Annotated in this window: 22 protein-coding genes; 5 read left to right on the top strand and 17 right to left on the bottom strand. The window is 68.0% G+C overall.

What is annotated here, in order from left to right:
* Window positions 1-53: 53 nt before the first annotated feature.
* From CJ010_RS07540 to CJ010_RS07465, 16 genes are all read right to left on the bottom strand, one after another.
* Window positions 54-410, bottom strand: a complete 357-nt coding sequence (locus tag CJ010_RS07540; RefSeq protein WP_141017466.1) for an MmoB/DmpM family protein — start codon at window positions 408-410, stop codon at window positions 54-56.
* 44 nt (window positions 411-454) lie between these two features.
* Complete coding sequence (locus tag CJ010_RS07535; protein WP_141017465.1) at window positions 455-1,546, bottom strand: aromatic/alkene monooxygenase hydroxylase subunit beta; 1,092 nt, start codon at window positions 1,544-1,546, stop codon at window positions 455-457.
* A gap of 66 nt (window positions 1,547-1,612) precedes the next feature.
* Window positions 1,613-2,656 (bottom strand): FAD-binding oxidoreductase, encoded by a 1,044-nt coding sequence (locus tag CJ010_RS07530; protein ID WP_141017464.1) that lies wholly within the window; start codon window positions 2,654-2,656, stop codon window positions 1,613-1,615.
* A gap of 78 nt (window positions 2,657-2,734) precedes the next feature.
* Window positions 2,735-4,405, bottom strand: a complete 1,671-nt coding sequence (locus tag CJ010_RS07525; RefSeq protein WP_141017463.1) for an aromatic/alkene/methane monooxygenase hydroxylase/oxygenase subunit alpha — start codon at window positions 4,403-4,405, stop codon at window positions 2,735-2,737.
* 420 nt (window positions 4,406-4,825) lie between these two features.
* Entirely contained in the window at window positions 4,826-5,785 is a 960-nt protein-coding gene (locus CJ010_RS07520) for a metal ABC transporter permease (protein WP_141017462.1), read from the bottom strand.
* Window positions 5,782-6,681 (bottom strand): metal ABC transporter permease, encoded by a 900-nt coding sequence (locus tag CJ010_RS07515; protein ID WP_141017461.1) that lies wholly within the window; start codon window positions 6,679-6,681, stop codon window positions 5,782-5,784. Before CJ010_RS07515 ends, CJ010_RS07520 begins: the two co-directional genes overlap by 4 nt.
* A 10-nt stretch (window positions 6,682-6,691) precedes the next feature.
* Window positions 6,692-7,492, bottom strand: coding sequence for a metal ABC transporter ATP-binding protein (locus tag CJ010_RS07510; protein WP_141017460.1), 801 nt, complete (start codon window positions 7,490-7,492; stop codon window positions 6,692-6,694).
* 19 nt (window positions 7,493-7,511) lie between these two features.
* Window positions 7,512-8,456 carry a metal ABC transporter solute-binding protein, Zn/Mn family gene (locus CJ010_RS07505; protein WP_141017459.1) on the bottom strand — a complete coding sequence of 315 codons (945 nt, stop codon included), beginning with the start codon at window positions 8,454-8,456 and terminating at the stop codon, window positions 7,512-7,514.
* Between the two features lie 246 nt (window positions 8,457-8,702).
* Window positions 8,703-9,233, bottom strand: coding sequence for a DUF1097 domain-containing protein (locus CJ010_RS07500; RefSeq protein ID WP_141017458.1), 531 nt, complete (start codon window positions 9,231-9,233; stop codon window positions 8,703-8,705).
* 129 nt (window positions 9,234-9,362) lie between these two features.
* Window positions 9,363-10,289, bottom strand: coding sequence for a transporter (locus CJ010_RS07495; RefSeq protein WP_141017457.1), 927 nt, complete (start codon window positions 10,287-10,289; stop codon window positions 9,363-9,365).
* Between the two features lie 136 nt (window positions 10,290-10,425).
* The gene (locus CJ010_RS07490; RefSeq protein ID WP_168224914.1) at window positions 10,426-10,653 is read right to left on the bottom strand and encodes a hypothetical protein; all 228 of its coding nucleotides are present in this window, start codon (window positions 10,651-10,653) and stop codon (window positions 10,426-10,428) included.
* A 36-nt stretch (window positions 10,654-10,689) separates the two neighbouring features.
* Window positions 10,690-11,760 (bottom strand): WD40 repeat domain-containing protein, encoded by a 1,071-nt coding sequence (locus tag CJ010_RS07485; RefSeq protein WP_141017456.1) that lies wholly within the window; start codon window positions 11,758-11,760, stop codon window positions 10,690-10,692.
* Window positions 11,757-12,749, bottom strand: a complete 993-nt coding sequence (locus CJ010_RS07480; RefSeq protein WP_205754912.1) for a GTP-binding protein — start codon at window positions 12,747-12,749, stop codon at window positions 11,757-11,759. Before CJ010_RS07480 ends, CJ010_RS07485 begins: the two co-directional genes overlap by 4 nt.
* Entirely contained in the window at window positions 12,746-13,075 is a 330-nt protein-coding gene (locus CJ010_RS07475; RefSeq protein ID WP_141017455.1) for a hypothetical protein, read from the bottom strand. Before CJ010_RS07475 ends, CJ010_RS07480 begins: the two co-directional genes overlap by 4 nt.
* A gap of 374 nt (window positions 13,076-13,449) precedes the next feature.
* A complete protein-coding gene (gene gloB / locus CJ010_RS07470; RefSeq protein ID WP_141017454.1) occupies window positions 13,450-14,214 on the bottom strand; it encodes a hydroxyacylglutathione hydrolase in 765 nt (254 codons plus the stop codon).
* A gap of 9 nt (window positions 14,215-14,223) precedes the next feature.
* Window positions 14,224-14,547, bottom strand: a complete 324-nt coding sequence (locus CJ010_RS07465) for a hypothetical protein (RefSeq protein ID WP_141017453.1) — start codon at window positions 14,545-14,547, stop codon at window positions 14,224-14,226.
* A 405-nt stretch (window positions 14,548-14,952) separates the two neighbouring features.
* On the opposite strand from CJ010_RS07465, the gene CJ010_RS07460 reads away from it, so the two are divergent.
* Genes CJ010_RS07460 through ispH form a run of 5 tightly spaced genes read left to right on the top strand, consistent with a single transcriptional unit; the run spans window position 14,953 to window position 20,683 of the window.
* On the top strand, window positions 14,953-15,933 hold the full coding sequence (locus CJ010_RS07460) for a bifunctional riboflavin kinase/FAD synthetase (protein ID WP_141017452.1): 981 nt from the start codon (window positions 14,953-14,955) through the stop codon (window positions 15,931-15,933).
* Window positions 15,934-15,970: 37 nt separating this feature from the next.
* The gene (gene ileS / locus CJ010_RS07455) at window positions 15,971-18,769 is read left to right on the top strand and encodes an isoleucine--tRNA ligase (protein ID WP_141017451.1); all 2,799 of its coding nucleotides are present in this window, start codon (window positions 15,971-15,973) and stop codon (window positions 18,767-18,769) included.
* Window positions 18,762-19,292 carry a signal peptidase II gene (gene lspA / locus CJ010_RS07450; RefSeq protein WP_141017450.1) on the top strand — a complete coding sequence of 177 codons (531 nt, stop codon included), beginning with the start codon at window positions 18,762-18,764 and terminating at the stop codon, window positions 19,290-19,292. The genes ileS and lspA overlap by 8 nt, the downstream gene beginning before the upstream one ends.
* The gene (locus CJ010_RS07445; RefSeq protein ID WP_141017449.1) at window positions 19,289-19,717 is read left to right on the top strand and encodes a peptidylprolyl isomerase; all 429 of its coding nucleotides are present in this window, start codon (window positions 19,289-19,291) and stop codon (window positions 19,715-19,717) included. Before lspA ends, CJ010_RS07445 begins: the two co-directional genes overlap by 4 nt.
* A 27-nt stretch (window positions 19,718-19,744) precedes the next feature.
* The gene (gene ispH, locus CJ010_RS07440) at window positions 19,745-20,683 is read left to right on the top strand and encodes a 4-hydroxy-3-methylbut-2-enyl diphosphate reductase (RefSeq protein WP_141017448.1); all 939 of its coding nucleotides are present in this window, start codon (window positions 19,745-19,747) and stop codon (window positions 20,681-20,683) included.
* Window positions 20,684-21,057: 374 nt separating this feature from the next.
* Here the strand turns inward: ispH and CJ010_RS07435 are convergent, their stop codons facing one another.
* On the bottom strand, window positions 21,058-22,158 hold the full coding sequence (locus CJ010_RS07435) for an aromatic ring-hydroxylating dioxygenase subunit alpha (protein ID WP_141017447.1): 1,101 nt from the start codon (window positions 22,156-22,158) through the stop codon (window positions 21,058-21,060).
* Window positions 22,159-22,267: the final 109 nt, after the last annotated feature.

Here is a 22,267-nt window from a genome sequence, read left to right as displayed (position 1 = left end):
TTGTCGGCGTGCCGCCCGCGGTCCGGTGTGCCGGCCGCGGGCGGCGAGCGCGCTTACTCGTAGGCCAGCGCGGCGTCCATGTCGCCGAACAGGACCACGGTGTCGTCGTCGATCATCACCATCCGGCCGTAGTGGGTGGAGGTGAAGATCTCGAACAGGTGGGGCGTCATCTCGCGGCCGAGCGCTTCGCTGATCTCGGGCATGCTGAATTCGATCTTGCCCTCGCCGTCGATGCGGATCATGGCCGGCATGTAGGTCACCTTGAGGCCCGGCTTAGTCGCCATCAGCTCGGCGATGGCGCGCGCTTCCACGCTGTCGTTCATCGTCACGCCGCACTGGTGCGAGATGGTCTGTTCGAACTTCATGTCCTTCATGGACTGGAAGATGTTGCCGTTGTGGTAGTTGCTCATGTCTTTTCCTCTGAGTCGGGTTTGGGGGCTGGGACCGGGCAGGCTCAGGCCTTCAGCTCGGCCGGCAGGTCGAGGCCGAGCTCGCCGGTGATGCTGCGGATGCGCTCCAGCGAGCGGGCCAGCGCATCCGGGAACTGGGCGACCTTGTGGTGCGGCAGCGACCACATCGGCTGCAGCTGCTGCGCGGCGATCAGCGCGCGCTTGCCGTGGTCGGCCAGCCAGCGGTTGAACAGCGCGCGGTTGTGGGCGCCGTGCTCCGGATCATGGGCGAGGATGTGCACCAGTTCGGCGGTGTTGGCGAGGTTGCGCTGGTAGTCGCCTTCGGCCGCGGAGATGACCGTCGGCGTGGTGAAGTCGCCCTGCGCGGCCGACACCTGCATGAAGAAGCCGCTGCGCACCAGCTCGGCCACCAGCGGCTCGAACACGATGTTCACCGCGAAGTACTTCTCGAGGTAGTCGGTGGCGCCGTTGATCGCCTCGATGGCGTGGCGGGTACCCTGCCAGGCCGGGTTCTCCATCCAGTGCTGCTTGCCGAGGTCGAGGTTGAGGTCCGGCTGGTCGAGTTGGAGCTCGGCCAGGTAGAGCGTCAGATCCTGGGCCAGGCGCAGCTTGTAGGACGAGTTGGTGAGGATGGCGCTGTTGATCATCTGGGTGTAGCCGTAGCGCTGGGCGTGCATGGTGGCCATGCCCAGGCCGAACTCGGCGTGCTTGTAGGCGCCGAGGTACTGCTCCAGCACCTTCACCCAGGCGCGGTCGAGGCGCTTGGTGGCGCCGGCGCGGCGGGCGTTCTCGATGACGTTGGTGATCATCCCGCAGATGGTCGACTGGCGCTGGTAGTGGGTGCGCTCCCACTCCTCGTCGATCGCGCGGAACTTGTGCCAGTCCGAGCTCTTCGCTTCGGTCCAGTGCTCCGAGTAGGTCGGCGTGCCGTCCGGGAAGGAGATGATGAAATCCTGCAGCAGGTAGCGCTTCGGATCGGGCTGGACGTCCACCGTGACGTCTTCGTAGTGGGTGGCGTGGCGGCCCTTGGGCGTGTAGTAGTTGTACTTGCGGCTGTCCCAGCCGGCGAACTGGGCGGCGCCGGCAGCGCCGGACTTGACCGGCTTGGCGATGGCTTCCTGGGTGAATGCGTTCACTTGAGTCTCCTCTTTGTCCTTGCTTGTGGATGGGTGCTGCGGCGAGACGGGTTGCAGGCCCGGGCCTTAACGGACCGCCTGGGTGAATTTGTCGAAGTACATCTGGTCGGGCGGAACGCCGGCCATCTGCAGCACAGGGGTGATGGCGTCGATCATCGGGCCCGGGCCGCAGGTGTAGGCGTCGATGCTTTCGCCGTCGTAGCCCTCGGCCTTGAGCGTGCGCGCCACCACCTCGTGGATGTAGCCGGTCTCGCCGGTCCATTCGTCTCCCGGTTCGGCGGCGGACAGCGCCGGGATGAAGCGGAAGTCGGGGATCTTCTTCTCGAACTCGGCGAACTGCTCCAGGTAGAACAGGTCGCGCCGGGTGCGGGCGCCGTAGAAGAAGCGCACCGGCCGCTGCTCGCCGCTCTCGATGTGGTCGTTGAGGATGGACCACAGCGGCGACATGCCGGAGCCGCCGCCGATCAGCACCATCGGGCCGGGGCGTTCCTCGCGGCGGAAACAGCCTCCGTAGGGGCCCTTCACCAGCACCGGGTCACCCGGCTTGAGCTCGGTGTCGAGCGCGGTGGAGAAGGCGCCGTCGGGGTACTTCTTGATGATGAAGGACACCTGGCCGGGGCTGCTCGGCACGCTCGCCATCGAGTACGAGCGGGTGATGCCCTTCTGCGGCAGCGTGATGTCGACGAACTGGCCGGCCCAGAAGCGGATGGGCTGATCGAGCTCGACGTCGAGCTGGCGGATGTCGTGGGTCAGCGCGCGGATGCCGACCACCTTGCCGGCGAATTCCTTGACCGCGATCGAACGCCGCATCAGGTCTTCGTCGTAGTTGAGCAGCTCCACCGTGATGTCGGTGTAGGCCAGCGTGCGGCACAACAGCACGTGGTTGGCGTCGCGCTCGTAGTCGGGCAGCGCGAAGGTGGAGTACTTGAGCATTTCGACGTCACCGTCGATCAGCAGCGCCTTGCAGCTGCTGCACTGCCCTTCCTTGCAGCCGTGCATGACGGCCACGCCCTGGCGAAAGGCCGCGTCGAGTACGGTTTCGCCTTCGGCGACTTCCATCTCGACGCCGACCGGTTCGAACCGGACGATGTGTACGGGGGTTTCGGACATGCTGGTCTTCCTTATTTCATGTGCATGGGCCGTGGGTAAGGCGGGCGCGCGCACCGCCGCGCGCGCCCGCCTGCAGGCTTACTGGAACGGGTTGATCTTGAAGCCGGCGCGGTACTCGGCGATGTGCTTCTCGCGCTGTTCCGGCGTCATGTTGCGCAGCAGGACGAGCGGGCTCTGGATGGTGTGGCCCTTGATGTGGTCGAGGGTCCACATGTCCTTGTCGTCGAAGCGCAGGTGCGGCTGCGACACCATGGTCTTGCCGTCCGGGCGGACGAAGCCGAGGTCCTTGACGACGTCGGCCAGATCCCAGCCGTGGTAGCACTCTTCCCATTCGCGGCGACCGCTGAAGCGGCCCATCGCCGGGGTGGAGCGGCCTTCGTATTCGGCGCTGAAGGCGACCTTGTGGGTCCAGCGGCAGAGGTCGGAGCAGTAGGTGTAGAGCTTGCCGTCCACCTCATCGACGACGAAGTCCTCGCGGATCAGGCAGGGCACCATGCAGCTCCAGCAGCGGTGCGGATAGACGTAACCGTTTTCCTGGTCGAACAGGATGTTGGTCTCGCCCGGCACGCTCTTCTTGCCGTACCACTTCCAGAAGTCGCCGAACTCGGCGTACCAGCCCGGGTACTTGTGCTCGAACCACTCGAAGTCCTTCTCGGTCTGGGCTTCGATGCGCCAGAAGTTGACCGGCCAGCCGACCGCGAAGAACTGCGCGACCTTGTGGTGATAGTTCTTCTTGACCAGACGGTCCCAGGCGGCGGCGACGTCGTCGTGGTGCACCTTGATGCCGTACTTCTCCAGCGGAAGCATGTAGGTGCGGTAGTAGTCCTCGTAGATCCAGCGGTGCCACAGCTCGACGTACGATTCCTTGTTCTTGTCGCGGTTGGTGGTGCCGTACTCGATCAGGGTGCCGACCGCCGCATCGATGATGCAGTGGTTCTGCCAGAAGGCGTAGCGCAGGTCGCGCTCGAGCAGCAGGTGGTTGTCCGGGTCGTTGAGGATGGACATCAGCAGCGAGTGGCCGTTGCCGATGTGGCGGCTCTCGTCCGACTGCACCGACAGGAACACCGTCGGCAGGGCGTAGTCGCCGTTGCGCGCGGCCTCGGAAGGCATCGCCACGAAGAGCGTGTTGGTGAAGGCGGTTTCGGCGACGACCTGCAGGTAGACGTTGGCCGCGGTCACCGCGTCACCGGTCAGGAAGCCTTCGCCGAACTGGCGGCCGATGGTGGTGGCGTAGCACTTGCCGAAGGCGGCCTCGGTGATGTCGAAGCCGGCCGGGTCGATGTAGTTCTCCATGTACCACTTCTTCAGGTTCATCTGAATCGTGGAGTGGCGGAACTCGTCGACCATCTGCATGGTGAAGCCGGTGCGCAGTTCCTCGCCCGGGGCCAGGCGGGCCAGCATCGACATCGAACGGGCGGCGGAGATTTCCGGGAAGGGGATGATGGCCAGGAAGAGCTTCATCCATTCCACCCAGCGCGCTTCCACGTTGCGGAACATGTCGCCGCGCAGGGCGGCGTCGAGCGCGCCGTAGACCCGGTTGTCCTTCTCTTCCTGCATCGGGAAGTAGGAGCGCAGCACCTGCTTCATCGGGTCCTTGGGTTGGCGGCCGATCTTGTAGTCGGTCGGGAAGGTCATGGCTTCCTGGACGTAGGAAGGATTCCACCCGAGGTCGGCGATGCGGCGGGCTGCTTCGCCGATGCTGACCCCCCGCTGGGAGGTGATCTTGTTGAGGGTCAATCCAGCAGACATTCGAATCTCCTTTCGCTCTCGTATTGGTATGGGCGGCCCCGCGAGGGGATGTCGCCGTGTTGAAGCCGATCGCCGCCGGGGGGCCTGTGCTGCGCTGGCCGGGCCCGTTGTGCCGATCAACCTGAGGTCTCTTTAGCGACATGCGTGCCAGCCCGTCCCCCCCCCGTTTTCCAGTGAAAAAGCGCCGAAAACAGCGGTTCATGCAGTGCAGCATGTTGTGTTCTGCGACTCGGCCGGCATGGGCCTCGTCCGATTTTGGGACGTGCCTCGCGCCGCCCCGCCAGCGCGCGGCACCCACCTGGAAAAGCGCGAAAAATCAGGAATATGGAGAAGGCACGGCAGGCCGCAGCCGGCCGCAAAGGAAAGGGGCGTCCGGCCGCAGCGCGCGGCGGGACGCCCCTCGCAGGCGCAAGGCGCGGATCAGGGCGCGAGCATCGCCCGCCGGCGCGCGCGCCAGGCCCGCGGCAGCACGCCGTAGCGCGGCGCCAGCAGCATCGCCACGCATTGCATCGCGCCGGCCGCCACCGCCACCATGCCGGCGGCGTTGAGCGCATTGGGATGGCCGAGCAGCGGCGGCAGGAAGGCCGCCAGCCAGTAGCCGCCGGCCCCGGCCAGCACCGCGAACAGCGCGCTCAGCCACACCTGTCGCGACAGCCGGTCGGTGAGCATGCGGGCGGTGGCCGCCGGGCAGACGAACATGGCGATCACGATGATGGAACCCACCGCCTCGAAGGCCGCCACCGCTGCCACCGCGGTCATCGCCAGCAGGCCCATCCCGACCGCCCGGTTGGAGATGCCCATCCCGGCGGCAAGGCCGGGGTCGAAGGTGGTCACCGCCAGTTCCTTGAAGAACAGCAGCAGCAGCAAAACCATCGCCACCGTCACCCCGCCCAGTGTCACCAGCACCCGCGGCAGGCTGCGGTAGCTGGCGGGATCGAGCAGATCGGCCCAGGTCCGCGGCCCCATCCACAGCGTGCCTTCGAGGTTGCCGTAGAGCGCGTGCTCGGCGTCGAGGTGGGCATTGCCGGCGCCGCTCTGCTCCAGCAGCACCAGCCCGGCGGCGAACATCACGGTGAACACCACCCCCATTGCCGCGCCCGGTTCCAGCCCGCCCAGCCGCTGCAGCGCGTTGATCAGCATCACCGCCAGCAAGGCGGCCCCGAGCGCGCCCGCCACCATGGCCAGCGGCGCGATGTCGCCGACCACCAGGTAGGCGCAGACGATGCCGGGCAGCACCACGTGCGACATCGCGTCGCCCATCAGCGCCTGGCGCCGCAGCACCAGGAAGCTGCCGGGCAGCGCGCAGGCCAGCGCTGCCAGCACCGCGGCCAGCACCGCCGGCAGGTCTATCATCAGGAAGTCCTCGACGCCGGGGTTCATACCGACCTCCTCCGCCAACGCGCCGGCAGCCCGCGCGCCGGGCCGCACAGCAGCGACAGCGCCAGCAGGCCGGCGGCCACCAGCACGATCACCCCGCCGGTCGGCAGGCGCGGCAGCAGCGACGAGGCCGCCGCCCCCAGCCAGGCGGCGAGCGCGCCGAGCACTCCCGCCAGCACCACCATCGCGCCCAGCCGCTCGGTCCAGAAGCGCGCCGCCACGGGCGGGATGGTGACCAGCGCGACGACGAGGATGAGCCCCACCGTCTTCAGGCCGATCGCCACCACCGCCAGCAGCAGCACCAGCAGAGCGAGATCCAGCCTCCGCACCGGCCAGCCCAGCGCGGCGGCGTATCCGGCGTCGAAGCAGACCAGGCCGAACTCCTTGGCCAGCAGCGCGGCGAGCCCGACTACCGCCAGCGCCGCGCCACCCACCAGCCAGGCCTCGTCCAGGCTCATGGTGGCGGCCGAGCCGAGCAGGAAACTGTTCATGCCCGCCTGCCCGCCCACCGGCAGGGTCTGGATGTGCGACAGCAGCACCACGCCGACGCCGAAGAAGAGGCTGAGGACGGTGGCGATGGCGCTGTCTTCCGGCAGCCGGGTATGGTCCCGGATCGCCTGCACCAGCAGCACGCCGAGCGCGCCGGACACGCCGGCGCCGACCAGCAGCAGGCCGAAGTGGCGCCCGCCGCCGGTGAGCGCCACGCCGAGCAGGAAGGCCAGCGCCACGCCCGGCAGGGTGGCGTGGCTGATCGCATCGCTGATCAGCACCCGTTTGCGCAGCAGCACGAAGGCGCCGATGGTGCCCGCCGCCAGCCCGAGCAGCGCGGCGCCCGCCACCACGACCGCACTGTTGTAGCCGGCACGCAGCAGCAGGATGTCGATGAAACCGGTGTCCATGGCCCCTCCCCTAGCCGGCCCGCGCTGCGGCCGCGGTGCCGATCAGCGACAGGCCGACGCCGTAGGCTTCTTCCAGCGCGGCGGTGGTGAAGGCCTCCGCCATCGGCCCGGCGGCCACCACCCGGCCGGCCAGCAGCAGCAGGTGCTCGAAGTAGTCGGGCGCGGTCTGCAGGTCGTGATGCACGCACAGCACCGTGCGGCCACGGCTCTTGAGGGTACGCAGCACTTCGACGATGGCGCGCTCGGTGGCGGCGTCGACCCCGGCGAAGGGCTCGTCCATCAGGTAGAGCCTGGCGTCCTGCGCCAGCGCGCGGGCCAGGAACACACGCTGCTGCTGGCCACCGGAAAGCTGGCCGATCTGGCGGCGGGCGAAGTCGGCCATGCCCACCTGCTCCAGGTAGGCCATTGCCTGTTCGCGGTGACGGGCGCGCACCGGCCGGCACCAGCCGATGCCGCCGTACAGGCCCATGGTCACCACGTCGAGCGCGGAGGCGGGAAAGTCCCAGTCCACGCTGCTGCGCTGGGGCACGTAGCCGATCAGGCGGCGCTGACGCTCCACCGGCCGGCCGTAGCAGGCGACTTCGCCGCTGATGCGCGGCTGCAGGCCGAGCACCGCCTTGATGAAGGTGGACTTGCCGGCACCGTTGGGCCCGACCACCGCCACCAGTGCAGCCGCCGGGGCGACGAAATCGACCTTCTGCAGCACCGGCTGGTGGCCGTAGGCCACGGTCAGGTTGTGCACCGCGAGCGGGCTGTCGGATTCGGCCGGCAGCGGGCGGTGGCGCGGACGGAACTTGAGCAGGGTAACCATCTGTGCGCTCCTTCTGCGGTCAGTGGAGATCGGCCAGCCGGCCGAGCATGCCGCCGGCCGGTACGCGGCCGCCGAGGCCGCGCGCGACGGTGGAGGCGTTGTGGTCCAGCATGCCGATGTAGGTGCCGGTGTAGTCGCCCGGGCTGCCCATGGCGTCGGAGTAGAGTTCGCCGCCGATGCGCACCTGATGGCCGCGCGCCGCGGCGCCGTCGATCAGCGCGCGCACGCTGCGCGGCGACACCGAACTCTCGACGAAGACGGCGCCGATGCGGCGGCGGACCAGCACGTCCACCAGTTCCTCGATGCGGCGCAGGCCGGCCTCGCTCTCGGTGCTGATGCCCTGGATGGCCAACACCTCCAGACCGAAGGCGTGGCCGAAATAGCCGAAGGCGTCGTGCGCGGTGACCAGCACCCGCGCGCCGGCCGGCACCGTCGCCAGCACCTCGCCGACGTAGGCCCGCAGGTGGTTCAAACGCTGGAAGTAGTCGCGCGCGCGGCTGCGGTAGCCGTCGGCGCCGGCCGGATCGGCCTTGATCAGCGTCGCCACCGCGGCCTCCAGCGCCACCCGCCACAGCGCCGGATCCATCCAGACGTGCGGATCATGCGCCGGGCCGTCGTCGTCGCGCAGCCGCGCCGGATCGATGGCGGCGCCGATCGCCACCACCGGCTTGCGGCTGGCGAGCGACTGCAGCATTTCCTCCATCTGCGCCTCGAGGTGCAGACCGTTGTAGAACACCAGGTCGGCCCGGGTCAGACGGGCCACGTCGCTGCGCGTCAGGCGGTAGAGATGGGGATCGACACCGGGTCCGAGCAGGCTGCTGACGCGCGCACGGGGGCCGGCGATGAGGGCGAGCGGCTCGGCGATCTGCGCCAGGGTGGTGACCACCTCCAGCGGCGGTGCGGCACGGCTGGCCGGCGCGACGAGGGACAGGCAAAGCAGGATGCAGGACAGCAGGCGTGGCATGTTCGGGTCTCCTCCGGTGGTGCCGCCCCGTCTGCCGGACGGGTGCGGCCTTGTTTGCCACCGCTTTCGCAAGAGCCGGACCATGCCCGCCATCGCCCTGTCCGCAGCCGCAGTCCGATTCGATTTCTCCTTTTTATCAGTACCTTGATTTCGCATTGGCATACCCGGACGCGACTGCGGGCGGCCGTCGCGTCCTGCTTTGCGACGGCCGCCCGCGGGCGCTGGCCTATTCTGGGACGCGCCCGCTCATGCGGCGCGGGCATCGCGCGCCATCAGCACGCCGCCCAGCCGGCCCGAGACGTAGCCGAACAGCGCGCCTATCCCCATCGACAGCGCAGTGACGATGAAGGCGTTGTCCAGCGTCGGGCTGGTGAGCGTGGCGAGATTCATCTTCTCCGGCGTCTGCAGCAGGAAGGCGAAGGTGCTGGCATAGCCGTAGAAACTGGCCGGGATGGTGGCGAAGGCCGGGATGTTGGCCGCCATGCACACCAGCCAGGCGGTGACGAACACCACCACCGCCGCCCAGCCGGGCAGGGTGAGGGTGTCGGCCAGCGGCAGGGCGAGGATCACCACTGCCGCCACCCAAGCGACGCCGGCGCCGAAGGTGTTGCACACCAGGGTGTTGCGCAGCGCCTGGGCGTTGCCGCCGGCCTGGAAGTAGCAGCCCCAGGCGACGAAGGCGGCCCAGATCAGCACGCCGCCGACGGTGAGGAAGAGCCAGGTGGCGAAGCCTCCGAGCAGGCCGATGCTGAGGGACAGTGCAGCGAGTTGGGACATTGCGGACTCCTTGCGATGGCCCCGCCGCGCGGGCGGGGCGGATTGGGTGCAGGACGGGATGCCGGACTGCGGGAAGAAAAAGGGCACCGGGCGGGTGGCCGCCGCGGTGCCAGGTGGCTCAGGTCACCATCAGAAGACCTTGAGCCAACGGAAGTTGAGGCGGTTGCGCTCCTTGAAGCCGTTCTCCACCGTCAGGTCCTGGCCGTAGGTGAAGACGACCTGCGCGCTCGGCTCGTAGAACCAGGCGGTGCCGACCTGGTACTTGGAGCTGCGCACGCGATCGTCGCTGGATACGCCGTTGACCTTGGTCTCGCCGCCCCAGGTGTGGAAGTAGCCGGCACGCACGTCCCAGGCGTCGGTGAGCTTGTAGCGCAGCCAGCCCTGCACCTGGTAGAGCGGATCCTGCTTGAGCGTGGCCGAAGTCGGACCGTAGTCGTTGTTGTTGCCGAACACGGTGACGTCGGCATAGAGGTCGAGCAGCAGCTTGTCGGTCAGCCCGGTGATGTAGCCGAGCTGCAGCGTGCCCTTCCAGCGGTTCTCACCGAGGTTGAGCGCCTCGTTCTTGTCGTAGCTGCCGGTGGGCACGTAGAGATAGGGTGTGATGGCGAAGTAGGTGTTGGTCTCCGGCTTCTCCACCAGCCAGAACACCGAGGCCAGGATCAGGTCGCCGACACCGCTGGCGCTGCCGAGCGGCGACAGGTCGCCCTTGGCGTGCAGATTGCCGAAGGGCAGCAGGAACTGCGGGTTGATCGTCATCCCGGCGAACTTGGTGTAATGCACGAAACGGGCGATGCCGATGTCGGAATCGAGCCGGTTACGCCCCGCCGCCTTGTCGCCGTCTACATACAGCCGGTCGCGCTCGACGTGCTGGTAGTACAGCACCGCGAGATTGGTGCCCTCCGGCAGCGGCGTGTCGTCGCCGGCGTCCATCTCCAGCGCCCAGGCACCGCTCGATGCCGCTGCCAGTCCCGCCGCCATCCATGCGCCTGCCAGCGCCCTGCCCAAACTGCGCCGCGCGACGGGCGCGACTTCCCCTTGGCTGTGTTTCGCCGCCATCTTCGACTCCTCTTCTCTCTATTGGTGTGTGCGGGCTGACGGTGTCGCCCGTGGTGCTGCGCCTGGCCCGGACGGGCCGGCGCATTTCTTGATTTCGGTACTGCTGCCGCCGCCGCGAGGACGGCGGCGGACGCCCTCAGGGCTGGGTGATGATCTGCGGCACGGGCGCGGCCTCGGCCGGCCGGGTCTGGGCGATGTAGCGCGCCGCCAGCAGCAGCACGCCCATGGCGAAATCGCGCCCGTAGGCCTGGATCATCTCCTCCGAGACGCGGGAAACCTGCTCGAAGAATTCGTCCTTGGCGGCGGCTTCGGCCGGATCGATCGCGTCTGCGGCCGGGTCTTGGGTGTACGTTTGGTTTGTCATATTGGTCTCCTCCATTGCGCGATGTTGTGCCCCGCCTCAGGCCGCCCTGGCCATGGACAGGATTTCGGGGGGAATCGCCACCATGGCGAGTTCCCCTTGCTGCGTGCCCAGCGCCAGGCCGCTCCCGTCGGCCGCCCAGGCAAGCGCGGTGACGGGGCCGGAACCGGAACCCTGGACGAACAGATGCTGGTCGCTGCCCGGCCGGCACAGCAGGACCGCGCCGTTGTGGTAGCCCGCCGCGACCATGCCGCGGCCGGGATGCCAGGCCACTGCGCTGACCGGCACCCGGCCCGGATAGCCGAACTCGATACGGCTGTCGGCCGGGCGCGGGCGGTCCAGGTCCCAGGCCACCACGCGCGGCCCGCCGCTGGTGGCGAGCGTGTGGCCGCGCGCGGCGAAGGACAGCGCACGCGGCTGGCCGGGATAACCGTCGAAGACAAAGCGCCGGCCATCGCCCAGCCGCCAGCAGCACACCGCGTTCTCCTGCAGGCCGCTGGCGAGAAAGCGCCCGTCCGGGCTCCAGGCGAGCGCGCGGTGGTAGCCCGGTGCCTCGAGCCGGCGCCGGCTGCGATCCGCCGCCGACCACAGCTCGACGCCGCCATGGCCGGCGATCGCCAGCGTCCGTCCGGCGGGATCGAAGGCGAGCGCGGTGACGCCGCTCGCCAGCGTCAGCACGTCCTCGAAGTCCGGCCCCCTGATCCACAGCCGGCGACCGCTCGCGCAGGCGTGGATGCCGCGCGCACCGACGGCGACGTGGTCCAGCCATTCGCCCGGCTGGTTGGCGAGTTCGACCGGCGCCGCCGGCGGTACGATGCCCAGCAGCCGGCCGTCGTCACCGGCGCTGAGAAAGCCGCCCTCGCCGTCCGCCGCCAGCGCCAGACAGGCACCGTCGTGGGCGGGGATGCGGTTCAGCTCGCGCGGCCCGCGCGGCGGCTGGCCGGCGCGGACGACGAACGGCCCGCCGAACGCCACGGTGCCGTCGCCGAACGCGAAGGCCGCCCGTCCGCCACGGCGCGCCCATGCCACCGCGACCACCGGCGCATCGAGGCGCCAGCGTGTGCCGAGCAGATCGACCAGCGGCGGCAGCGCATTTGGCGGGCCGTTCATGGCCAGGGCACCTGGCAGGCATCCAGGCTGGCGCGCAATTCGACGCCATCCAGGCCATGGCCGATGAAGACCAGCCGGCTGTCGCGCGTCTCCTCGCTGCGCCACGGCCGGTCGAAATCGCTGTCGACCATCATGTGCACACCCTGGAAGACGAAGCGGCGGTCGGCACCGGCCAGCGCCACGATGCCCTTGGTGCGCAGCAGCTTCTCGCCGCGCTCGGCGACCAGGCGCTGCAACCAGCCAAGGAAGCTGCTGCGCTCCAGCGGACGGTCCAGCACCATCGACACGCACTCCAGATCGTCGGTATGGCGTCCCTGCGGCACAGCCACGTAGCGCGGCCGGGCCGGTGCGGGGCTGGCCGGCAGTTCCAGCCGCGGCAGCTCGTAGGCGCCCTGGTCGAGCAGTGCCTCCACCGGCACCGCGCCGCGAGCGCTGCGCAACACCGTCGCGCTCGGATTCAGCCGCGCGATCTCGGCCTCGACCGCGGCCAGCGTCGCCTCGTCCGCCATTTCGACCTTGTTGATCACTACCGTGCTGGCATGCGCCAGCTGCACCCCGGCCTCGCGGGTGCGCGCCAGGCTGGCAAGGAAGTGACAGGCATCGACCACGCAGACCACGCCGTCCACCCGCGCCGCCTGGCGGATCTCGTCATCGGCCATGAAGGACTGCACCACCGGCGCCGGATCGGCCAGCCCGGTGGTCTCGATCAGGATGCCGTCGAAGCGGCCGCGCCGCTTGAGCAGCCCGCTCACCACCCGGATCAGGTCGCCGCGCACCTTGCAGCAGATGCAGCCGTTGTTGAGTTCCAGCACCTCTTCCTCGGCACCGACCACCAGCTCGCCGTCGATGCCGATCTCGCCGTATTCGTTCACGATCACCGCGTAGCGGCGGCCGCTCTCGCGCAGCAGGTGATTGAGGAGCGTGGTCTTGCCCGCGCCCAGGAAGCCGGTCAGGACGGTGACCGGCAGCCGGCTCACACCCGCGCTCATGGCTGCCCCCCGGCCAGCTCGGCGGCGTTGAGGGCGTCGAGCACCGCCAGCAGCGCGGAGCGCCGCAGCTCGAGCGCATCGAGCTCCGCCTCGGCCGCGGCCAGCGCCTCGCGCAGCAGATCCATGCCGGTCGGCAGCGCGGCATCCGGCGTCCGTTCCAGCGCGCCCTGCAATTCGATGTCGGCCCCGGCGCGACGGGTTTCGACACGCAACTGCCGCGAGTTGATTTCCACCAGCTCCGACACCACCCGTACCCGCCAGCTTGCGCGCCCGGCAAAGTCCAGCGTGTGCGGGGTGCAGTCCGCCAGTTCGACCGCGCTCAACATGGCTGCGCTCCGATCCCGGCGCGGCCTACATGTGCTCGTTCCATCGTTCTCCTCCCGCGCAAGCCTTGCGCTGTGCGGCTGTTCAGCAACTTCCAAGCCACGCACGGAAGACGGCGGGAGAATTTCACCAAATCATTGAATCAAAAACATTTTTTATCGCCACCCAGACGCCCCGGCGGGCTGATGAAGCAGGCATGTCCGAGAATCGGACAGCCACGCGGACCTCTGGAACGTGGTGCTGTCCGAAAACGCGACGCGCCCCGGCCAAGGCATGCGGACGGCGCCGTGGCGCCATGCACCGCGCGCGATCGCCGCCGGAGCGGGGATCGCGCGGGACCTGCCTGAAGGGGAAAGGCGTGGCGGCAGTCGGACGGCTAGAAGCCGTTCTTCCACTCGCGCAGCACGGCGAAGACCTCGGCCTCGTCGGCAAGCGGATGGCCGCAGCGCTGGCTGGCGGCGGCACTGACGGCCGCGGCGCCGCAGCGCAGGAAGGGATTGGTGTCGAACTCGTCCTCGAGCGACGAGGGCACGGTCGGCATGTCCGCCTCCCGCCGCGCCACCATCCAGCGCTGGCGCGCCTGCAACAGGGTGTTGCCGGGTTCGACCGCCAGCGCAAAACGCGCATTGGCAAGGCTGTACTCGTGCGCGCAATACACCTGGGTCGTCGCCGGCAGCGCCGCCAGCCGCGCCAGCGAGGCGTGCATCTGCGCCATGGTGCCCTCGAACACCCGGCCGCAACCGCAGGGGAACAGCGTATCGCCGCAGAAGAGGCTGCTGCCGTCGTAATAGGCGACGTGCCCCAGCGTGTGGCCGGGCAGCGCCAGCACCTCGAAACCGGCGTGGCCCTCCAGCGGCGTCACGCGGTCGCCGTCCGCGACGCGGTGCGTCAGCACCGGAATGTCCTCCCCCGCCGGGCCGAACACCGGCACCGGGAAGTGCTGCAGCAATTCCGCCACGCCGCCGACGTGATCGTGATGATGATGGGTGATCAGCACAGCCCGCAGCCTGAGCCCCTCAGCCACCAGCGCCGCGAGCACCGGCGCCGCACAGCCGGGGTCCACCACCACGGCGTCGCCGCCCGCGCTCGACAGCCAGATGTAGTTGTCCTGGAAGGCCGGAATCGCCCTTGTCCGCAGCATGGCGCGACCTCAGCCCGCGTCCACCAGGCGGGCCGCTTCCTCACGCGAGAAAAAGCGGTCGTCCAGCACGAAACCGGAACTGAGCGAAGCCTTGGCACCCCGTACCCGGCCCGCGCCATCCCGGATGGTCAGCTCGGGCGGCAGGCCGTCGAGCAGATGAAAGGCCGCCGGACGGCCGTCAGCGTGGCAGGACAGGAACACCTCTCCGGTCTCCTGATCGCGGAAGGCGGGGCGGAACCCGCGGTGGCGGTTGCCGCTGCTCACCGCGGCCGTCCCCTGGAATACTTCGTTCTCGCGGCTCAGGACTGCGGCCGTCATCGGATATGCGCTCATCGTCGTCTCCTTTGGGTGTGCTTGGGCGCGTCGGCCAGAAGCGGACCATGCCCCGCGCCGACGTCCCGGACGCCTGAATCCGGCGCCTCGCCCTGACTCCAGCAAGGGCCGCGCCAGCGCGGCCGACAACGCGCAAGCCATTGCCCTTGAAGGGATTTTCGCCAGAACGAGGCAGCCATCCGGCCTATGATCGTTCGAGAATCGGACAACCCGTCCAGCCACCGGTCCGAGCTGTACAAATTTGAACCACGCGGAGCGACGGACGAAAATCGGCCGCGACGCGATGTTGCGGCCGGCACACACCCCGCTGGACCAGGCGGGCGCCGCAGCACCGGCCCGAGCACCGCCGTTAACAGCTGATCGCCCCCCGCTTTGCCGTTATAATTGCGGCTTTTTCAGGCGGTTATGCAGGTCTTACGCGGGATTCCCGAGCAGGCCAGCCAGGCCTCGGTCCTCACCATCGGCAACTTCGACGGCGTGCACCGTGGCCACCAGGCCCTGCTCAAGCTGCTCACCGACAAGGCGCGTGCCCTCGGCCTGCCGGCGGTCGTGCTCACCTTCGAGCCGCATCCGCGCGAGTACTTCGCGCCCGACGCTGCCCCTGCCCGCCTTGCGTCGCTGCGCGAAAAGCTGCTGCTGCTCGCCGCCTGCGGTGTCGACCGCGTCCATGTCTGCCGTTTCGACGCCCGCTTCGCGCAACAGCCGGCACAGGCCTTCATCGACGACTTCCTGGTACGCGGCCTGGCCGTGCGCCACCTCTACATTGGCGACGATTTCCGCTTCGGTGCCAGGCGCGCCGGCGATTTCGCCATGCTGCAGAGCGCCGGCGAAGCACACGGCTTCGGTGTCGAATCGATGGAAACCCTGGACGTCGAAGGCGAACGCGTGTCCAGCTCGGCGGTGCGCGCGGCGCTCTCCGAAGGCGACATGGCCCATGCCGAACGCCTGCTCGGCCGCCCCTACAGCATCGCCGGCCGGGTGATCCACGGCGACAAGCTCGGCCGCCGCATCGGCCATCCGACCGCCAACATCCAGATGAAGCACCGCAAGCCGCCCTTCACCGGGGTCTATGCGGTACGCGTCGAAGGCCTCGCCGAGGGTCTGGTCGATGGCGTCGCCAACATGGGCATCCGCCCCACAGTCACCGGCTCCGGCCGCCTGCGGCTCGAAGTGAACCTCTTCGACTGGAACGCCGACTGCTACGGCGCCCATCTGCGGGTGCACTTCCTGCACCGCCTGCGCGGCGAGACCAAGTTCGACTCGCTCGACGCGCTCACCGCCCAGATCCGCCGCGACGCCGACGCCGCCCGCGCCTGGCTGGCCGCGCATCCGGGCACCAGCGCGGCCTCCGCAGCGCACACGAATCCGCCGACACTTCCACGATGACTTTCCCCCGCCCCCGGGGCTGACCAAGACCACTGCCATGGCTGACTATCGCAAGACGCTGAACCTGCCCGACACCGCCTTCCCGATGCGCGGCGACCTGCCCAAGCGCGAACCCGGCTGGATTGCCGCCTGGCAGCAGCAAAAGCTCTACCAGAAGATCCGCAAGGCAGCCGCCGGCCGGCCCAAGTTCGTGCTGCACGACGGCCCGCCCTACGCCAACGGCAACCTGCACCTCGGCCATGCACTGAACAAGATCCTCAAGGACATCATCGTCCGCTCCAAGACCCTGGCCGGCTTCGACGCGCCCTACGTGCCGGGCTGGGACTGCCACGGCCTGCCGATCGAGCACAAGGTCGAAGTCACCCACGGCAAGAACCTGCCCGCCGACAAGGTGCGCGAACTCTGCCGTGCCTACGCCGCCGAGCAGGTCGAGATCCAGAAGAAGGAATTCATCCGCCTCGGCGTACTCGGCGACTGGGACAATCCCTACCTGACGATGAGCTTCGCCAACGAGGCCGGCGAAATCCGCGCCCTGGCCGAGATGGTCAAAGCGGGCTACGTGTTCAAGGGCCTCAAGCCGGTCAACTGGTGCTTCGACTGCGGCTCCGCACTGGCCGAAGCCGAGGTTGAATACGCCGACAAGCCCTCGCCCGCGGTGGACGTCGGCTTCCCCTGCGCCGAACCCGACCGTCTGGCCGACGCCTTCGGCCTCGGCCCGCTCGCCAAGCCGGCGCTGACGGTGATCTGGACCACTACGCCGTGGACCATCCCCGCCAACCAGGCGCTGAACATGCACCCGGAGTTCGACTACGCCCTGGTCGACACCGGCGAACGCTACCTGGTGCTGGCGCACGACCTGGTCGCCAGCTGTCTCGAGCGCTACGGTCTGGACGGCCGCATCGTCGCCACCTGCAAGGGCGCGGCGCTCGACCACATCGCCTTCCGCCACCCTTTCTACGACCGCCAGTCGCCGGTCTTCCTCGGCGACTACGTCACGCTCGACACCGGTACCGGCGTGGTGCACAGCGCGCCGGCCTACGGCCTGGAAGACTTCCAGTCCTGCCGCGCCAACGGCATGGCGAGCGACGACATCCTGACCCCGGTGATGGGCGACGGCCGCTACGCACCCGACCTGCCCTTCTTCGGCGGCATGAACATCTGGAAGGCCAATCCGGCGGTCATCGAGAAACTGCGCGAAGTCGGCTGCCTGCTGGCCGAAGCGAAGATCACCCACAGCTACATGCACTGCTGGCGCCACAAGACGCCGCTGATCTACCGCGCCACCGCGCAGTGGTTCGTCGGCATGGACAAGCCGGTGGCCGACAATTCCACGCTGCGCGAGCGCGCGCTGCGCGGAGTCGAAGCCACCCGCTTCTTCCCCGCCTGGGGCCAGTCGCGCCTGCACGCGATGATCGCCAACCGGCCCGACTGGTGCATCTCGCGCCAGCGCAACTGGGGCGTGCCGATTCCCTTCTTCCTGCACAAGGAAACCGGCGAGCTGCATCCGCGCACTGTCGAACTGATGGAAGAGGTGGCCAAGCGCGTCGAGCTGGAGGGCATCGAAGCCTGGTTCAAGCTCGATGCCGCCGAACTGCTCGGCATCGATGCTGCCCAGTACGACAAGATCAGCGACACGCTCGACGTCTGGTTCGATTCCGGCACCACCCACAAACACGTGCTGCGCGGCTCGCACAACGACGGCCATGTCGAAGGCCCGCGTGCCGACCTCTACCTCGAAGGCTCGGACCAGCACCGCGGCTGGTTCCATTCCTCGCTGCTGACCGGCTGCGCGATCGACGGCCATCCGCCCTACAAGGCGCTGCTCACCCACGGCTTCACCGTGGACCAGCAGGGCCGCAAGATGTCGAAGTCGCTCGGCAACACCATCCTGCCGCAGGAAGTGTCCGAAAAGATGGGCGCCGAAATCCTGCGCCTGTGGGTGGCCTCCACCGACTACTCCGGCGAACTGTCGATCTCCAAGGAAATCCTCGACCGCGTCGTCGAGGTCTATCGCCGGGTGCGCAACACCCTGCGCTTCCTGCTCGCCAACACCGCCGACTTCGACATCGCCAGGGATGCGGTGCCGCTTGAGCAGTGGCTGGACATCGACCGCTACGCGCTCGCCTTCACCCGCCAGCTCGCCCAGCAGGCCGAGGCCGACTACGCCAAGTTCGAATTCCACCGCATCGTGCAGGCGCTGCAGGTGTTCTGCGCCGAGGATCTCGGCGCCTTCTACCTCGACATCCTCAAGGACCGCCTCTACACCACCAGCGCCGGCAGCCTGCCGCGCCGTGCCGCACAGACCGCGCTGTGGCACATCACCCAGACCCTGCTGAAGCTGATGGCGCCCATCCTGTCCTTCACCGCCGAGGAAGCGTGGGCGGTGCTCAACCCGGGCAAGGAAGACAGCGTGATGCTGCACACCTTCCACGCGCTGCCGGCGCAGGAAGGCGAAGCCGGGCTGGTTACGCGCTGGGAGACCATCCGCGCGGTGCGTTCCGACGCGCTCAAGGTGATCGAAGCGCTGCGTACCGAAGGCAAGGTCGGCGCCTCGCTGCAGGCCGAGCTCGAACTGCGCCTGACCGCCGACAAGCTCACCGCGATGCAGAGCCTGGGCGAAGACCTGCGCTTCGTCACCATGACCTCGCGCGCCACGCTGGCCGCTGCGGCCAGCGCCGAGGACGAGGCCATCGTCGCCGTACCGAGCGCGCTCGCCAAGTGCGAACGCTGCTGGCACTACACCGACGATATCGGCCACGACGCCGAACACCCGACGCTGTGCGGTCGCTGCGTGAGCAACCTCTACGGCGAAGGCGAGACGCGCGCGCATGCCTGAGCTGCACACCGCCCAGCGCCCGGCCTTGCGGGCGATGCTGCCCTGGCTGGCCCTCGCCGTGCTGATTATCGTGCTCGACCAGCTCACCAAGCAGGTGGTGCTGGGCACGATGCGCTACGGCGAGGTGATTCCGGTCACCGGCTTCTTCGACCTTGTGCTGGTCTTCAACCGCGGCGCCGCCTTCAGCTTCCTCGCCGACCATTCCGGCTGGCAGCGCTGGTTCTTCACCGGCCTGGCCGTGGTGATCTGCGGCTGGCTGCTGGCGCTGATGCACCAGCATCGCGAAGAACGACTGCTGCCGACGGCCTTCGCGCTGATCATCGGCGGCGCCATCGGCAATGTGGTCGATCGCCTGCTGCACGGCGCAGTGGTCGACTTCCTGTACTTCCACGCCGGCAGCTACGGCTGGCCGGCGTTCAATCTCGCCGATTCGGCGATCACCCTCGGAGTCGGACTGATGCTGTGGGCACAATTGCGCGCCGGCAAACAGGCATCCGACACCAACACGGAGCGTCCCTCGTGAGTCAGACCGTCGCCGCCAACAGCCTCGTCACCCTGCATTACCGGATCACCCTGCCCAACGGCCAGCCGCTGATCAGCACCTTCGAGGCCACGCCCGCCACGCTGCAGCTCGGCGCCGGCGAAATGCTGCCGGCCATGGAACAGCTCATCATCGGCCTGGAAATCGGCAGCAACCACGTCTTCGAACTGGAGCCGGAAAGCGCCTTCGGCCCCCATCGCGCCGAGCTGGTCGAGCGCGTCAAGCGCGAACACATGCCGGCCGAGGAAATCGAAGCGATGTCGATCATGGAATTCACCGCGCCCGACGGTTCGCGCTATTCCGGCCTGGTGCGCGAGATCGACGAACAATCGGCGCTGATCGACTTCAACCACCCGCTCGCCGGCAAGGCGATCCGCTTCGAGGTGAAGATCATCGGCGCTTCCTGAGGCCGCGTTCGCCCACAGAGAGAAAAGATGGACAACAACGAAATCCTGCTCGCCAACCCGCGCGGCTTCTGCGCCGGCGTGGAGCGCGCCATCGAAATCGTCGAGCAGGCTCTTCGCCGCTTCGGCGCGCCGATCTACGTCCGCCACGAGGTGGTGCACAACAAGTTCGTGGTCGACGATCTGCGTGCCAAGGGGGCGATCTTCGTCGAGGAACTGGACGAGGTTCCCGCCGGCAACACGGTGATCTTCAGCGCCCACGGCGTGTCGCAGGCAGTGCGCGAGGAGGCCGACAAGCGCGGCCTGCGCGTGTTCGATGCAACCTGCCCGTTGGTGACCAAGGTGCACCTGGAAGTCGCCCGCATGCGTGAGCAGGGCCGCGAGCTGGTGATGATCGGCCACAAGGGACACCCCGAAGTCGAGGGTACGATGGGCCAGGTGAAGGACGGCATCCACCTGGTGGAGACAGCCGCGGACGTCGCCGGCCTGCAGGTCGCCGATCCGGACAAGCTCGCCTACGTGACGCAGACCACCCTGTCGGTGGACGATGCCGCTTCCATCGTGACTGCGCTGCGCGAGCGTTTCCCCAACATCGTCGGGCCGAAGAAGGACGACATCTGCTACGCGACGCAGAACCGCCAGGACGCGGTGAAGTTCATGACCCCGCACGCGGACGTGGTGTTCGTGGTGGGCTCGAAGAACAGCTCCAACTCCAACCGCCTGCGCGAAGTCGCCGAGCTGCGCGGGGTGCCGGCCTACCTGGTCGACAACGCCGAGGGCATCGATCCGGCCTGGATCGCCGGCAAGCGACGCATCGGCGTCACCGCCGGGGCGTCGGCGCCGGAGGTGCTGGTGGCGGAGGTGATCGAACGGCTCAAGGCACTGAGCGGTGCTTCGGTGCGCAATCTGGACGGCGTGCCGGAGAAGGTGACGTTCCCGCTGCCGAAGGAGTTGCAGGAGGTGCGCTGAGCGGGCTTCGCGGCTCTCTTAGGTGCTGCTTGTCGCCTTAGTTGCAGCGAACGCGGCGCACGGGAGGTTTGCGCCGCGGGCTGCGGAACTCGCCCTGCGGGCTCGGACAGTCCTCGCCCGCTCTGCAAACCTCCCGCCCACCGCTTGAATGCAGCAGGCACTCAGACGTCAAAAATGCGAAAGGCCCTACCGGGGCCTTTCTGCTTCTTGGGCTTGCGCCTGACACTCACTGCCAAAAGCGACGTGCGGGGTATTTGTGGAGGCGGCGAGGACTGCCGAGTGAGCGCAGCGAGCGAGTTCCGCAGCCGCCGGAGCAACTACCCCGTGCGGCGCGTATCGCAGCCGCGCAAACCCTCAGTCCGCCAACAAATCACTCAGACATTCGGCTCCATGATCCGCCGGTAGAACTCATGGAAGTGCTGCATCCCGTCCTCGTACGGCGACTGGTAGGGACCGACCTCGTTGCGCCCTTCCTTCAGCAGCGCCAGACGGCCGCGATCCATGCGTTCGCCGATGTCGTCGTCCTCGATGGCGGTTTCCATGTAGGCGGCCTGCTCAGCCTCCACGAACTCGCGCTCGAACTCCACGATGTCTTCCGGGTAGTAGAACTCGACCACGTTGGTGGTCTTGTCCACATCGGTCGGAATCAGCGTGCTCACCACCAGCACATGCGGATACCACTCCACCATGATGTTGGGGTAGTAGGTCAGCCAGATCGCACCGTGCTGCGGCTTCTTCTCGCCGTAATACTCCTGCACCGCCTTGTGCCACTTGGCATAGGTCGCCGAACCCGGCTTGGCGAGCGAGGTCACGCCCACGCGCTGCACCGAATACCAGTCGCCGAACTGCCAGGTCAGGTCGTCGCAGGTGACGAAATTGCCCAGACCCGGGTGATAGGGCACGACGTGGTAATCCTCGAGATAGACCTCGATGAAGGTCTTCCAGTTGTAATTGCACTGGTGGATCTCGACGCGGTCGAGCTTGTAGCCGGCAAAATCCAGCTCCTGTGCCACCTGCATGCCGGCCAGGTCGGCATTGGCCGAGCGCGGCCCCTTGAACAGCAGGCCGTGCCAGTTCTCCAGCACGTCGCGCTTGAGGTTGAGGCAGGGATTGCTCGGGAAATGCGGCGCGCCCAGCAGGCTGCCCTGCTGGTCGTAGGTCCAGCGATGAATAGGGCAGACGATGTGCTCGGTCTTGCCTGCACCTTGCAGCATGATCGCCTGGCGATGGCGGCAGATGTTCGACAGCTGGTGTATGCCCGCGTCGGTGCGGAACAGCAGCTTGGAATGGTCCAGCCACTCCAGCGAACGGTAATTGCCGACTTCCGGTACCATCAGCTCATGGCCGACGTACCCCGGACCGGCATCGAAGAGGAGTTTCTTCTCCAATTCGAAAACCTTCTCATCGAAGTACCATGACACCGGCAGTTGAGAAACCGCAGGCGCCAGCCGAGCCGTGGAAGCGATGTCGGACATCCCCGAACCCCCTATCTGGACCAGAAATCCGGAAAATTAAACGCGCAATTCTAAGCCAGATGGCGTTTGACCGCCAGACGCGCGATCGGTTATTTTCCCCTTTTTCCGT

The sequence above is a fragment of the Azoarcus sp. DD4 genome, assembly GCF_006496635.1.
In the GTDB taxonomy this organism is placed as follows: Bacteria; Pseudomonadota; Gammaproteobacteria; order Burkholderiales; family Rhodocyclaceae; genus Azoarcus.
The sequence above is the reverse complement of the archived record's forward strand: the minus strand, read 5'-3'. Positions and strand labels throughout refer to the sequence as shown.